Raw genomic sequence first — 13,225 nt, forward strand, 5'->3', positions numbered from 1 at the left:
TCAACTGATGTCGAACAACTTGTCGAAGTTGGAGATGGCGAGAATCTTCTTCACATCGGAACTGCTGTTGACGACGCGAATATCGGAACTGTCGCCACCGGCGTGATCACGCAGCAAGAGCAACATGCCCAGAGCAGAGCTATCGAGATACGTGGCTTCCTTCAGGTCCACCACAATGGAATCGGGTTTCTTGTTGAGTTTTTCGTAGGACTCGCGAAACTCCTGATGTCGACCGAAATCGAATCGCCCCTTGATCGAGATCGTCAGCTTTTGCCCATCTGGAGATACTTCTGTAACGACTGACATTTCACGGCTTCCTTGTCATTGGCGAACGTACGTGTAGAAGGTTTAGCACCTGATGGGGGCAGGAGCAAGGTCAAAAGATCGCAGCCTTCGGCAGCTCCTATATTGACCGTATGCAAACCCGATCCTGTTGGAGCTGCCGAAGGCTGCGATCTTTTAAAACCGACACTCAATACGGATCCTGTCGCGGCAACCGCTGGGACAGTTCATCCAGCAGCTTCTGCTCACGCTTGTCTTCCAGTTGCTGTGCCTCATCCATGTAGCGCTGAACCAGCTTGCGCAAGCCTTCGACCCTGGCAAACGCCTGCTGCCAGGCTTCCCGGGCCTTGTTCAAGTTGTTTTGGTGCCAGTTCAGGCTCTGGCGCTGCTGGTCGATGGCCGTGCCCAATTGCGCGAGAAAGCCCTGATAACCCAGCAACCATTGGCCCGAAACGCCACTGCTGCCGCGCACGATCCATTGCTCCTGATATTCGAGACGGAACTTTTCCAGGTCGGCGAGTTTGCTTTCCGCCAGACGAACCTGCCCCTGGAAGTGCCCCAGGCGCTGGACCGCGGTTTTTTCGGCTTTCTCAGCCATTTCCACCACCGGCGCCAGGCGTGCCGCGCGACTCAGGGCCATGATCGATTAACCGCCCGGCGCTGGCGCGAAGACCGACGCAAGATGGCCTTCGCTGGCGCCCATGCTGATGTTGTCGTTCAAACCCTGGCGCAAGTACGTCACCATGGCCGGTTGCAGGGCGATGGCGGTATCGGTCTCACGATCACCGCCCGGTACGTAGGCACCGACACTGATCAAATCGCGACTTTGCTGATAACGCGACCAGTACTGCTTGAACATCTGCGCACGAGTCATGTGTTCTGGGCTGACCACCGACGGCATGACCCGGCTGATAGACGCTTCGATATCGATGGCCGGGTAATGTCCTTCCTCGGCCAGACGCCGGGACAGCACGATGTGCCCGTCGAGCACGCCCCGCGCCGAGTCGGCGATCGGGTCCTGCTGGTCGTCGCCTTCGGACAATACGGTGTAGAACGCGGTGATCGAACCGCCGCCCTTTTCGGCGTTACCGGCCCGCTCCACCAGTTTCGGCAACTTGGCGAACACCGACGGCGGATAGCCCTTGGTCGCTGGCGGTTCACCGATAGCCAGGGCGATTTCCCGCTGGGCCTGGGCGAAACGGGTCAGGGAATCCATCAGCAACAGGACATTCTTGCCCTTGTCGCGGAAATACTCGGCGATACGCGTGCAGTACATGGCCGCGCGCAGACGCATCAGCGGCGCATCGTCCGCCGGCGACGCCACCACCACCGAACGCTTGAGCCCTTCTTCACCGAGGATGTGCTCGATGAACTCTTTAACTTCACGACCCCGTTCGCCGATCAGCCCGACGACGATGATGTCGGCCTCGGTGAAGCGGGTCATCATGCCCAGCAGCACACTCTTGCCCACGCCAGTACCGGCGAACAACCCGAGCCGTTGACCGCGACCGACCGTCAACAAACCGTTGATGCAACGAATACCGACATCCAGCGGTTGGCTGATCGGGTCACGCTTGAGCGGGTTGATGGTCGGGCCGTCCATCGGCACCCAGTCTTCAGCCTTCATCCCGCCCTTGCCATCCAGCGCACGACCGGCACCGTCGAGTACCCGCCCGAGCATGCTCATGCCCATCGGCAAACGACCGTTGTCCGCCAGGGGAACCACGCGCGCCCCAGGGGCGATGCCGGCAACGCTGCCGACCGGCATCAGAAAAACTTTGCTGCCAGAGAAGCCCATGACCTCGGCTTCGACCTGCACCGGGTGATAGCTGTCATCGTTGATGACCATGCAGCGGCTGCCCATGGCGGCGCGCAAGCCTTCGGCTTCGAGGGTCAGGCCGACCATGCGCAGCAGGCGACCTTCAAGGATTGGCGCGCCAGCCAGCTCGGTGGCCTCGGCGTAGCTACCGAGGCGCTTGGCGAAGCTGGTGCGATCAAGGCGCATCGGGATCGTCCAGTTCTGGCTCGACCGGGGCAACCGCTGGCTTTTCGTCAGTCGGCAGCTCCAGGCTCAGGTCTGGCGCGGCCGGGTGCAGCGCCTGATCGTGCAATTGATCGAACAGCTTGGCCATGACCTGGGTCACACGGGTTTCGATGGTGGCGTCGATACGGCTGTGCTCCGTCTCGACCCGGCAACCGCCCGGCAACAGGGATTCGTCCTCGACGATGCGCCAGGTTTCTTCATGGCGCTCGCGCAAGGCTTTGACCTGTGCGAAATCCTGCGGATTGACGTACAACCGCACGTTGCCTACGCCCAGCGGCAAGAGCTTGAGCGCTTCGCGCATGACGTGTTCGATCTGCGTCGAGTCTAAGGCCAGTTCGCGCTGAATCACTTGTTTGGTGATGTGCTGCACGAGGTCGACCAGGGACTTTTCGATCTGGGTGTCCTGCTCGGCAATGGGCTCGAACAGGTTGACCATCAATTGTTCCAGGCCAGCGATCTTGGCCGCCAGGGCCACATCGGCTTCCTGACGGACCTTGAGCGTAGTGCTGTGGAAACCTTCTTTTTCACCAACCGCGAAACCCTCGTTGTAGGCCTCCTGGCGAATGCTTTCGAGCTCTTCAAGGGTCAGTGGCTGGACTTCTTCCAGCGGCACTTCTTCCATTTCCGGCGGTTCGGGTTCCGGCTCCGGCTCGGGTTCCGGCACGAACGGGTCGAAGCTGGGCAGCGACCAGATGTCGAAACCACCGACATCCTTGGCACGGATCAGGTCGGTATTGGACTCATCATGTTTGGACGACATAGTGACCTTAGATCATCTCTTCGCCGCCCTTCCCGCCGAGAACGATTTCTCCGGCTTCGGCCATACGGCGGGCAATGGTGAGGATTTCTTTCTGTGCGGTTTCCACGTCGCTGACGCGCACCGGGCCTTTGGCCTCGAGGTCGTCGCGCAACAGTTCGGCCGCTCGTTTGGACATGTTCTTGAAGATCTTTTCCTTGACGCCTTCGTCCGACCCCTTGAGGGCCAGCACCAGAACGTCCGAGGACACTTCGCGCAACAGCGCCTGAATGCCACGGTCGTCGACATCGGACAGGTTGTTGAACACGAACATGAGGTCTTCGATCTGACCGGACAGGTCTTCGTCGACTTCGCGGATCGAGTCCATCAGCTGACCTTCGATCGAACTGTCGAGGAAGTTCATGATGTCGGCCGCGCGCTTGATGCCACCCAGGGTGGTTCGCGAGGCATTCGAGTTGCCGGAGAACTGCTTCTCGAGAATCTGGTTGAGTTCTTTCAGGGCCGCCGGCTGCACGGTGTTCAGCGAGGACACCCGCAGAATGATATCCAGCCGGACTTTGTGGTCGAAGTTGCCCAGCACTTCACCGGCCTGATCCGGGTCGAGGTACGCCACCACGATCGCCTGGATCTGCGGGTGCTCGTAACGGATCACGTCGGCAACAGCACGCGGCTCCATCCACTTCAGGCTGTCGAGGCCACTGGTGTTGCCGCCCAGCAGGATCCGGTCGATCAGGCCGTTGGCCTTGTCTTCGCCCAGGGCCTGGGTGAGCATTTTGCGCACGTAGTCATCGGAGCCGACGCCCAGGCTGGTCTGATCGCCGACGATGTCGACGAACTCGCTCATGACCTGTTCGACCTGCTCGCGGTGCACGTTACCCATCTGGGCCATGGCCACACCCACACGCTGGACCTCTTTGGGCCCCATGTGGCGCAGCACTTGCGCGGCGTCTGTAGAACCCAGGGACAGCAGCAGAATCGCGGCTTTATCAACCCGGGACAGTTTGGCGACAGCGGCTCGGTTATCACTCATCTGCGTTAATCCACTCTTTCACGACCTGGGCCACGCGACCCGGATCTTCTGCCACCAGACTCTTGATTGCGTTCAACTGTGCGTCATAGCCTTCGCTCGGGCTCGGCAGCAGAATGCTGGTCGGGCCACCGAGGCTGACGCGGTCGTTGGCCAGTTCGCCGTCCAGACCGCCCACGCCACCGAGCTCCATGTCGCTGCCCAGGCCTGCCAGTTGCTTGTCTTTGCCGCCACCGGTGATGTTGTTGAGCACCGGACGCAGCACACCGAACACCAGCACCAGGATGAACAACACACCCAGCACTTGCTTGACGATGTCCCAGAACCACGGCTGGGAGTAGAACGGAATATCGGCAATCACTTCACCGCGCTCGGCGGAGAACGGCATGTTGATCACACTGACGCTGTCGCCACGACTGGCGTCGAAACCGACCGCATCCTGCACCAGCCGGGTGAAGCGCGCCAATTCATCGGCGCTCCATGGCGCACGAGTGGTTTCACCGTTGGCCGCGTTGACCTTGACCTGATCATCCACCACCACCGACACCGACAGGCGATTCAAACGGCCCTGTTGTTGTTTGGTATGGCTGATGGAACGGTCGAGTTCGAAGTTCTTGGTGGATTGTTGACGCTTGTCCGCCGGATACGGCGCCAGCATCGGCTGGCCGGTGGCCGGGTCCATGATTTGCAGACCGTTGGCATCGAGCAATGGCTGGCCTGGCTGCACCATACCGGCCGACGCGGTGGCGCCACCGGTGGTTTGCGGCGCCGAGGCTGGCGAAGGAGGCTGGTTACTCAGGGCACCCGGCACGCCTTGCGGGCCATTGCTGGCAGTGCGCTGTTCGTTGACCGACTGCTCGCTGCGCAATGCCGGCTGGTCCGGGTTGAACTGCTCGGAAGTCGATTCGACGGCGCTGAAATCCACGTCGGCGGAAACTTCGGCTTTATAGCGGTCGTTGCCGAGCACCGGTTGCAGGATGTTGTGCACACGCTGGGTGAGCATGCTTTCCATGCGACGACTGTAATCGAATTGCTTGCCGGCCATGGTCAGTTCGGAGTTTTCTGCCTGATCCGACAGCAGGTTGCCCTTCTGGTCGACTACGGTGATCTGCGATTTGCTCAGTTCAGGAACGCTGGTCGCCACCAGATTGATGATGGCGACGACCTGGCCTGGCTCCAGCGAGCGCCCGGAATACAGTTCAACCAGAACAGAAGCGCTGGGCTTGCGCTCATCACGCACGAACACCGAGCTTTTCGGAATCGCCAGGTGCACACGGGCACCCTTGACGTTGTTCAGGCTGGAAATGGTCCGGGCCAGTTCGCCTTCGAGGCCGCGACGATAACGGGTCGCTTCCATGAACTGGCTGGTGCCCAACCCCTGGTCCTTGTCGAGGATCTCGAAACCGATGTTGCCGTCGCTGGGAGTGACACCAGCGGCCGCGAGCTTGAGCCGCGCACGGGACAGGTCATCGGCCTTGACCAGCAAGGCACCGGAGTTCGGTTCAACGGTATAGGGAATATCAGCTGCGGCCAGGGTTTCCATGACCTGCTTGGCGTCCATACCGGCAAGGCTGCCGTACAGAGGCCGGTAGTCCGGTTGCTGGGACCACAACACCACGGCAAAACCAATCGCCACGCTCGCAGCCAGGCCGACCAACAGGCCCACCTGACGCAACATGGTCATCTCGGAGAGGTTTTCCAGGAAGGACAACCCGAACAGCGGCGGTTTGCCGCCTATTGGAGTGGCCTTGGCCGGAACATTATCGACGACTGCTTCTGCCATGACTCAATCTCGTCCTTAAACCGGCATCTGCATGATGTCTTGGTAAGCCTGAACCAGCTTGTTACGCACTTGGGTCAGCGCCTGAAAAGACACGCTGGCCTTCTGTGAGGAAATCATCACGTCCGTCAGGTCGACGCCGCTTTTACCAATCTCGAAGGCACTGGCCAACTGATTGGACGCCTGCTGGGTGTCGTTCACTTTATTGACGGCCTGACCGAGCATGTCGGAAAAGCTGCTGCCACCCATTTCAGGGACTGCGGCAGTCGATTTCGGCGCAGACATCGCATCCATTTGCATGGAGCGCATGTCTAGCATCAACCGATTGAATTCAATACCTTGGCTCATGGTTTCTCTCTTTGACGAAGCTACGTCTTTGGCTACCCGCAATTTTTTTGACACTCACTCGGCGGGTAGTGAGGTGTTAGCAACAAGGGTGCCAGCTCCGTGGCCGCTCTAAACAAAAGCTTCCGAGCTTTGCCTTAACCGTGAATCAGCGCAAAACCATTGTGGGAGCGAGCCTGCTCGCGAAGAGGGAGTGTCAGTCAACATTTATGTATCTGTTACACCGCCTTCGCGAGCAGGCTCGCTCCCACATTTAGATCGGTGTGCTTGCGTCAACTTTCAGGTGGCGAACAAGTACGCTTCCACGTCCATTCCGGCGTCGCGCATTTGCGCCAGCTTGTAGCGCAAGGTGCGCGGGCTGATGCCCAATCGCTCGGCGGCTTCCTTGCGACGGCCACGCTCGGAGCGCAAGGTGTCGATGATCATCTGGAATTCACGACGCCGCAGGTCATCGCCCAGCGCCCCCGCCGATTCCGCTTCGACTTCTACAACACGCGCTGGCGTCGCCGCCAACGTCGGCAGCGGCGCACACGCCACGGGCCCGGCGAGACAGAAATCCTGCGGCTGGATCAAACCGCCCTGCTGCAGAATCAAGGCACGCTGGATCGCGTTGTCCAGCTCTCTTACATTACCCGGCCACTGATAGCCGATCAGACACGCCTGCGCCTCAGGCGACAGCCTCGCCGCGGCATGCTTCATTTTATTGACGTGTTTGACCAACAGGCGCTCGGCCAGCGGCAGGATATCGGCGGTGCGCTCGCGCAGCGGACGCCAGGCCAGCGGGAACACCGACAGGCGATAGTAAAGGTCTTCGCGAAAACGCCCCGCCGCCACTTCAGCAGCCAGGTCGCGGTTGGTGGTGGCAACCACTCGAATGTCCAGTGTGATTGGCTTGCGGGCGCCGACTCGCTCGACCTCACGCTCCTGCAATACGCGCAGCAACTTGGCCTGAAGGCCGAGGGGCATTTCGGAAATTTCGTCGAGCAGGATCGTCCCGCCATCAGCCTGCTCGAACTTACCGGCCTGCGCCGCGATGGCGCCGGTGAACGAACCCTTCTCGTGACCGAACAAAGTGGCTTCAAGCATGTTGTCCGGGATCGCTGCACAGTTGATCGCAATGAACGGCTGACTGGCACGATGGGAGTGCTGATGGATGTAACGCGCCAACACTTCCTTACCGGTCCCCGACTCACCGGAGATCAATACCGTGGAGTCACTGCGCGCCACGCGCGCGGCCAATTCCAGCAATTGCGCACTGGCCGGCTCGAACGCCACGGGCCCTTCACTCTCGGTCGCGCCGAGATTGCCCAGCGCGTGACGCGCCACCAGATCGAGCAAGGCTTTGGGCTCGAACGGTTTGACCAGATAATCCGCCGCGCCTTGACGCATCGCATCGACCGCTCGATCGACAGCGCCATGCGCCGTCATGAGCAACACCGGCAATTGCGGCTGACGAGCCCGCAGCAATCCGAGCAGTTGATGACCGTCCATGCCCGGCATGTTGACGTCACTGACTACCAGATTGAACGCCTCGGCGCCGACCACAGTCAGCGCCTCTTCCGCCGAACCGACAGCGATGTATTCGTGCCCGGCGAGCAATAGCGTATCGGCCAATGCCTCCCGAAGTGCACGGTCATCCTCGACCAGTAAAACCTTGATTGCCATGGCCTTCATTCCATTCCTTGAACGCTGGGCTGCCCACTGGAAAAAAGCGGCAGGATCACCTGCGCGCAAGTGCCACGCCCCGGCCGCGAGCGCAACTGCAGTTCTCCATGATGAGCACGGGCCACCGCCTTGACCACGGTAAGCCCCAGGCCGGTACCGGTGGTTTTGGTGGTAAAAAACGGCTCGCCCAAACGCGCCAGCACCACCCCGTCGATACCGCTGCCGCTGTCGCTGACGCACAGGTGCAGGTTGTTGCCGCGGGTATACAGGTGAACCTTCAAACGGACGCCGCCGACACTGGCCTGAATGGCGTTCTCGATCAGATTGAGGATCGCCCCGACCAACGTGTCGCGATTGCACAGCAACTCACCGGCATGGCTGTCGCACTGCCAGCGAATCGGCAGATCCTGAACATGGGTCAGTGCGGCCGCTTGCAGCGCCTGCATCAACAGCTTGGGCGTCACCCGATCGGTCAACGGCAGCTCGCCGCGAGCAAACACCAGCATGTCGCGAACCTGGTGTTCAAGCTCATGCAGACGCTCTTTCAGACGGCCCGCAAAACGCTGCTGCGTGGCGACCGGCAACTCCTGCTCAGTCAAATGACTGGCGTAGAGCAACGCGGCGGACAACGGCGTGCGAATCTGATGAGCCAACGACGCAACCATGCGACCGAGAGACGACAGGCGCTCGTGGCGAGCCAGTTGATCTTGCAGATGACGGGTTTCAGTCAGGTCGTTGAGCAACACCAACTGACCGGGTTCGGCATCCAGCGAGCGGGTAGCGATCGACAGACGCCGACCGTCCTTGAGAGAGATTTCGTGACCGTCGTCTTCGCGGGGCGCAAAGCATCGAGCAATCACCTTGCGCCACAACTCACCCTCAAGGGGCAGACCGAGCAGTTCACGCGCGGCGGGATTGGTTTCGCGCACGATCCCTTGGGCATCGATGACAATGACGCCACCGGGCAATAGATCGAGGAGGTTTTGCAGACGGTTGGCCAGACGTTCTTTTTCCGCCAGTTCCTGCATGCGCTGAGCGCTGACCACCGCCAGCTCGCCCTTGAGCTCGGTGACCCGGGCTTCAAGCATGCTGTAGGAATCGGTCAATTGGCTCGACATCTGATTGAACAGCGCAAACGCCTGCTCAAGGCCAAGCCGGCTTGCCTGCTCTACGGACGACGGTTGCCCCGAAGCATCAGGGACAGGAGACATCTGGGCGGCTTGGGGCATCGTGCTCTCTCGCGTGGTTGACCGTCAGTTAAACGGAACGTTGCGAGGGATGTAGCAATACCCGTGCCTAAAAAAAACCGCCTATAAATGAAGGGGTTGAAAAACAGGCGTCAATCATCCGCCTGTTCATCACCGTCACGACGGCTCATGCCGTACTTGCGCATCTTCTCCACCAGGGTCGTGCGACGAATGCGCAGCCGTTCGGCCGCCCGCGCCACAATGCCATTGGCATCATCCAGCGCCTGCTGAATCAACCCCTGCTCCAGACCGCCGAGGTAGTCCTTCAGGTCCAGACCTTCCGGCGGCAGCAGGGCGTTGGCGGTGAAATCCGGGGTATGACCATTGATGGCCACCCGCTCTTCGAGATCGCTGCGCAGGCTGTCGACCAGCTGCTCGTCTTCGTCGTCGACGTAGCGGAATTTCTTCGGCAACTCGACCACGCCGATCACTCCGTACGGGTGCATGATCGCCATGCGCTCCACCAGGTTGGCCAGCTCGCGAACGTTGCCCGGCCAGCCGTGACGGCACAGCGACATGATCGCAGCCGAGTTGAAACGGATCGAACCGCGCTTCTCGTGCTCCATGCGCGAGATCAACTCGTTCATCAGCAACGGGATGTCTTCGACGCGCTCGCGCAACGGCGCCATCTCGATCGGGAACACGTTCAGGCGATAGTAGAGGTCTTCGCGGAAGGTGCCGATCTCGATCATGCTTTCGAGATTCTTGTGAGTCGCCGCGATGATCCGCACATCGACGCTTTGAGTCTTGTTGCTGCCCACACGCTCGAAGGTGCGCTCCTGCAAGACACGCAGCAGCTTGACCTGCATCGGCAGCGGCATGTCGCCGATCTCATCGAGGAACAGGGTACCGCCGTTGGCCAGCTCGAAACGCCCGGCACGACTGGTGATCGCCCCGGTGAAGGCGCCCTTCTCGTGACCGAACAATTCGCTTTCCAGCAACTCGGCCGGGATCGCCCCGCAATTGACCGGAACGAACGGCGCGTCACGACGCTTGGAGTGATAGTGCAAGTTACGCGCGACCACTTCCTTGCCGGTCCCGGACTCACCGAGAATCAGCACACTGGCGTCGGTGTCGGCGACTTGCTGCATCATCTGACGGACGTGTTGAATCGCCCGGCTGGTGCCGACAAGGCTGCGGAAAAGATTGGGTTCACGGTGACGACCGCGCTCACGGGCCTGGTCATACATCTCGCGATAGACCTGGGCACGATGCAGCGAGTCGAGCAATTTGCTGTAGCTGGGTGGCATTTCGAGGGTCGAAAGCACTCGGCGACGCTGGTCTTCCGGCAAGTCAATGGAAGAATTATCGCCCATTAACAAAACTGGAAGGAACTCATCCCAGGTTGAGAGTGTCTTTAACAAGCCCATGAGTGCACCAGGAGCATTGACCGTCCCGATGAGGACACAGATTACTTCACGACTTGATGACAAAGAGCCGACAGCCTGCTGCCAGTCATGGCTGCCACAGGGTAAATTTTCTTCGCCAAGAAAATTTAAAATCACCGCCAAATCGCGGCGGCGGACGCTATCGTCATCAATCAGCAGAATTTTGGTTTCACGCCACATGCAATAGCAACTTCCCTAGTCAACTCAATGCCCAAAATGAGGGGCAAGCTAGACGCTTGCAGACACAGTGTGCCTGTAGACGCCTGAAATCTGGAACCAGCCACTAGTTAAGTCAAAAAAACGTGCACAGTCAAATTTATGGCGCACTATGTTTGGATTAACTGAGGGTTAATTAACCAAACAGATGGTAAACCTTTGCCGCGCTCTGTGCTTGGTGGATCTGCGACATCTCGTCGACTATTGCCTGCCGCTCACCCGTCGCCGCCGCCAGAAGCTGTTTATACACCCCCAGCAACTCCTCAAGGTTGTCGCGCAACGCGGCCTCGTCCACCGAAGCTTCACTCAAAACGTCTTCCATGCAGGAACGGCAAGCCAGGTCCAACTCACCAATGGCCTCCCAGTTGCGCTCGGCCAATGCCTCAACCAGGGCGTCCCGGGCTTGTTCGATTCGCTGCAATACAAGACTCATGGTGATCTCCTTAAAACTGGGGAGCAGGTGCGCCGATAGCATCCCAACCGTCTTTCACCGTACGAAGCAAATCGGAAACTTCGTCGAGGATTTTTGGATCATTCTTGATATTGGCTTCAGCCAAACGCTTGGTCATGTAGAGATAAAGATTGTCGAGCTCACCCACCGACTCAATCGATTTCTCAAGATCCAGGCCTTCACGCAAGCCACCGACAATGCCGATAGCCTTGCTGATGAACACGCCTTTACTGGCTACATCGTTGCGCGACATCGCGCCCTTGGCCTGCGCAATTCTATCCAGACCACCCTCCATCAACATTTGCACCAGGCGGTGAGGACTCGCTTCGGAAGTCTGAGCCTGGGCGCCGATCTTCTGATACTGCCGAAGAGCTAACATCGGGTTCATGCTGTACCTCGTCACAACTCAATGGTTTTCTATAAATATTGTATCGACACAGCGTCAAAAAACTTTAGCCTCAACGCACAAAGCCCGGAGTACTGAAAAGTACTGCCGGGCTTTTGGCATTCAGTGAGGAATTACGACTTGTTCTGCGCGTTTATCGCGTCGAACATCGACGTAATGTTGCTCGCTGTAGCCTTTAGCTGCCCGACCAATACATCCATGGCGTTGTATTTCTTGGTCAAGACGTCTGTCAACGTTGCTACCCGACGAGTCACGTCGTCCTGCTGGCTCGCCAGGCTTTTTGCTTGAAGGTTCAAGCTATTGACACGGGTATCCAGGATACCGGTACCCGAAGCGGTATAAGGCTTCAGCGCCGCTTCCATACGCGAGAACAAACCATCAGCACCATCATTGGCAGTTGTACCCGTGAAGAACGTTTGAACCTCGCCCCCCAACTTTTTGTCAGTCATTGCCGAATTGAACTTGGTGCTGTCGAACGACAACGTACCGTCCTTCGCAGTCTGGACCCCCAACTGAGAAAGAACGGTCAACTTGCTACTCGCACCGGGCGCTACCAACTCGTTACGCATCACCGCCAGCATCTGGCGCGGCATCGCATCACCGGTAAATGCCGCGGCAACCGTCAGCTTGCCATCGCTGTCGGCAGTGGCCTGAGTCAAGGAGTTTACTGTTTTAATCAGCGTGTTGTACGCATCGACGAAGGACTGAACACTGGTTTTCAGGCCGTCGGTATTAGTTGCAACTGTGATTGTCGATTGCGCCGGAACACCGCCCGACGCTCCCGCCAATAGAGTGAAACTCAGACCACTGACTGCACCGGTGACGGTGTTGGTCTTGCTGGTCATGCTCAAGCCATCGACAGTGAAAACGGCATCGGCAGCCGGAGCACTGATAGCGCCCGCACCAGCGCCTACCAGCGCCGTCGTGCCATCGATTTCCAGGCCGGCAATACCACTGACGGAAATATCAGAACCGGCGCCAGTGGTCGTCGACCCCAATACCAGACGCGAACCATTGGCGTCGGTAACAATGTTCGCACTGATGCCGCTGGACTGCAGCTTGGTATTGATTGCATCACGCACCGACTGCAACGTCGAGCCCGCAGGTACATCGACGTCGTAATCAGTGCCATTTTGACTGACTTTCAAAGTACCAGTCGGAATGGCACTGGTCGCACCGCCAGCAAAGGCAGCACTGGCAACTTTTGAACTGGTGGCCAGACTCGTAACGGCAATGACATAGTTACCGTTGACCGCAGTGTTATCGGAAGTTGTCGTCAACACTTTAGTGTCGGACGAGGTCGCGGCAAAACCGGAAAAGGATGGAGTGGTTTTAACGTTGAGCTTGTTCATGGCTGCCTGATAGGCCGCCAACGCACTTTTCAACGTACCGGTGCCCGAGATTTTCAGACTATTGGCCTTGGTCTGGGCCGTCACCTGATTCTGCTTGGCTTCGGTATCAGCGCTGACCAGTGCCTTGACGATCGAGCTCACATTCAGGCCGGAACCCAGACCTGTACCCGGTAGAATTGGACTTGCCATGTTCGTCTCCCTGTTTGTGTGTCGCCAGTCTTTTGACCACTAAACGCCCCGAAGAGCGCTGAGACACATTTCATGC

Annotated in this window: 13 protein-coding genes; all 13 read right to left on the reverse strand. The window is 58.9% G+C overall.

The window, feature by feature from the left end; all coding sequences use genetic code 11:
* The 13 genes from QMK51_RS20440 to fliD all read right to left on the reverse strand — a co-directional run bounded on the left by QMK51_RS20440 (position 1) and on the right by fliD (position 13,149).
* Positions 1-306: an STAS domain-containing protein gene (locus tag QMK51_RS20440; protein WP_320391433.1), complete on the reverse strand. Its 306-nt coding sequence runs from the start codon at positions 304-306 to the stop codon at positions 1-3.
* 166 nt (positions 307-472) lie between these two features.
* Positions 473-922 (reverse strand): flagellar export protein FliJ, encoded by a 450-nt coding sequence (fliJ, locus tag QMK51_RS20445; protein WP_320391435.1) that lies wholly within the window; start codon positions 920-922, stop codon positions 473-475.
* A 6-nt stretch (positions 923-928) separates the two neighbouring features.
* Positions 929-2,287, reverse strand: coding sequence for a flagellar protein export ATPase FliI (fliI, locus tag QMK51_RS20450; protein WP_320391437.1), 1,359 nt, complete (start codon positions 2,285-2,287; stop codon positions 929-931).
* A complete protein-coding gene (gene fliH / locus QMK51_RS20455; protein ID WP_320391439.1) occupies positions 2,277-3,086 on the reverse strand; it encodes a flagellar assembly protein FliH in 810 nt (269 codons plus the stop codon). The genes fliI and fliH overlap by 11 nt, the downstream gene beginning before the upstream one ends.
* A 7-nt stretch (positions 3,087-3,093) precedes the next feature.
* A complete protein-coding gene (gene fliG / locus QMK51_RS20460) occupies positions 3,094-4,113 on the reverse strand; it encodes a flagellar motor switch protein FliG (RefSeq protein ID WP_003184041.1) in 1,020 nt (339 codons plus the stop codon).
* Positions 4,106-5,893, reverse strand: a complete 1,788-nt coding sequence (gene fliF / locus QMK51_RS20465; protein WP_320391441.1) for a flagellar basal-body MS-ring/collar protein FliF — start codon at positions 5,891-5,893, stop codon at positions 4,106-4,108. Before fliF ends, fliG begins: the two co-directional genes overlap by 8 nt.
* Before the next feature lie 15 nt (positions 5,894-5,908).
* Positions 5,909-6,238, reverse strand: coding sequence for a flagellar hook-basal body complex protein FliE (gene fliE / locus QMK51_RS20470; protein WP_258696960.1), 330 nt, complete (start codon positions 6,236-6,238; stop codon positions 5,909-5,911).
* Between the two features lie 276 nt (positions 6,239-6,514).
* Positions 6,515-7,900 (reverse strand): sigma-54-dependent response regulator transcription factor FleR, encoded by a 1,386-nt coding sequence (gene fleR / locus QMK51_RS20475; RefSeq protein ID WP_320391443.1) that lies wholly within the window; start codon positions 7,898-7,900, stop codon positions 6,515-6,517.
* Between the two features lie 5 nt (positions 7,901-7,905).
* The gene (locus tag QMK51_RS20480; RefSeq protein WP_320394544.1) at positions 7,906-9,111 is read right to left on the reverse strand and encodes a sensor histidine kinase; all 1,206 of its coding nucleotides are present in this window, start codon (positions 9,109-9,111) and stop codon (positions 7,906-7,908) included.
* A gap of 128 nt (positions 9,112-9,239) precedes the next feature.
* Entirely contained in the window at positions 9,240-10,715 is a 1,476-nt protein-coding gene (locus QMK51_RS20485; protein ID WP_258696962.1) for a sigma-54 dependent transcriptional regulator, read from the reverse strand.
* A 172-nt stretch (positions 10,716-10,887) separates the two neighbouring features.
* Positions 10,888-11,184 carry a flagellar protein FliT gene (locus QMK51_RS20490; RefSeq protein ID WP_320391446.1) on the reverse strand — a complete coding sequence of 99 codons (297 nt, stop codon included), beginning with the start codon at positions 11,182-11,184 and terminating at the stop codon, positions 10,888-10,890.
* Positions 11,185-11,194: 10 nt separating this feature from the next.
* Entirely contained in the window at positions 11,195-11,590 is a 396-nt protein-coding gene (gene fliS / locus QMK51_RS20495; protein ID WP_320391448.1) for a flagellar export chaperone FliS, read from the reverse strand.
* A 131-nt stretch (positions 11,591-11,721) separates the two neighbouring features.
* Complete coding sequence (gene fliD, locus QMK51_RS20500; RefSeq protein ID WP_320391450.1) at positions 11,722-13,149, reverse strand: flagellar filament capping protein FliD; 1,428 nt, start codon at positions 13,147-13,149, stop codon at positions 11,722-11,724.
* Positions 13,150-13,225: the final 76 nt, after the last annotated feature.

It is taken from the genome of Pseudomonas sp. P9_31 (assembly GCF_034008235.1).
GTDB lineage: Bacteria > Pseudomonadota > Gammaproteobacteria > Pseudomonadales > Pseudomonadaceae > Aquipseudomonas.

Excerpts from the sequence above, each read along its gene's own strand:
- QMK51_RS20440 (WP_320391433.1), bottom strand. The coding sequence starts at position 306 with ATGTCAGTCGTTACAGAAGTATCTCCAGATGGGCAAAAGCTGACGATC.
- fliJ (WP_320391435.1), bottom strand. The coding sequence starts at position 922 with ATGGCCCTGAGTCGCGCGGCACGCCTGGCGCCGGTGGTGGAAATGGCT.
- fliI (WP_320391437.1), bottom strand. The coding sequence starts at position 2,287 with ATGCGCCTTGATCGCACCAGCTTCGCCAAGCGCCTCGGTAGCTACGCC.
- fliH (WP_320391439.1), bottom strand. The coding sequence starts at position 3,086 with ATGTCGTCCAAACATGATGAGTCCAATACCGACCTGATCCGTGCCAAG.
- fliG (WP_003184041.1), bottom strand. The coding sequence starts at position 4,113 with ATGAGTGATAACCGAGCCGCTGTCGCCAAACTGTCCCGGGTTGATAAA.
- fliF (WP_320391441.1), bottom strand. The coding sequence starts at position 5,893 with ATGGCAGAAGCAGTCGTCGATAATGTTCCGGCCAAGGCCACTCCAATA.
- fliE (WP_258696960.1), bottom strand. The coding sequence starts at position 6,238 with ATGAGCCAAGGTATTGAATTCAATCGGTTGATGCTAGACATGCGCTCC.
- fleR (WP_320391443.1), bottom strand. The coding sequence starts at position 7,900 with ATGGCAATCAAGGTTTTACTGGTCGAGGATGACCGTGCACTTCGGGAG.
- QMK51_RS20480 (WP_320394544.1), bottom strand. The coding sequence starts at position 9,111 with ATGTCTCCTGTCCCTGATGCTTCGGGGCAACCGTCGTCCGTAGAGCAG.
- QMK51_RS20485 (WP_258696962.1), bottom strand. The coding sequence starts at position 10,715 with ATGTGGCGTGAAACCAAAATTCTGCTGATTGATGACGATAGCGTCCGC.
- QMK51_RS20490 (WP_320391446.1), bottom strand. The coding sequence starts at position 11,184 with ATGAGTCTTGTATTGCAGCGAATCGAACAAGCCCGGGACGCCCTGGTT.
- fliS (WP_320391448.1), bottom strand. The coding sequence starts at position 11,590 with ATGAACCCGATGTTAGCTCTTCGGCAGTATCAGAAGATCGGCGCCCAG.
- fliD (WP_320391450.1), bottom strand. The coding sequence starts at position 13,149 with ATGGCAAGTCCAATTCTACCGGGTACAGGTCTGGGTTCCGGCCTGAAT.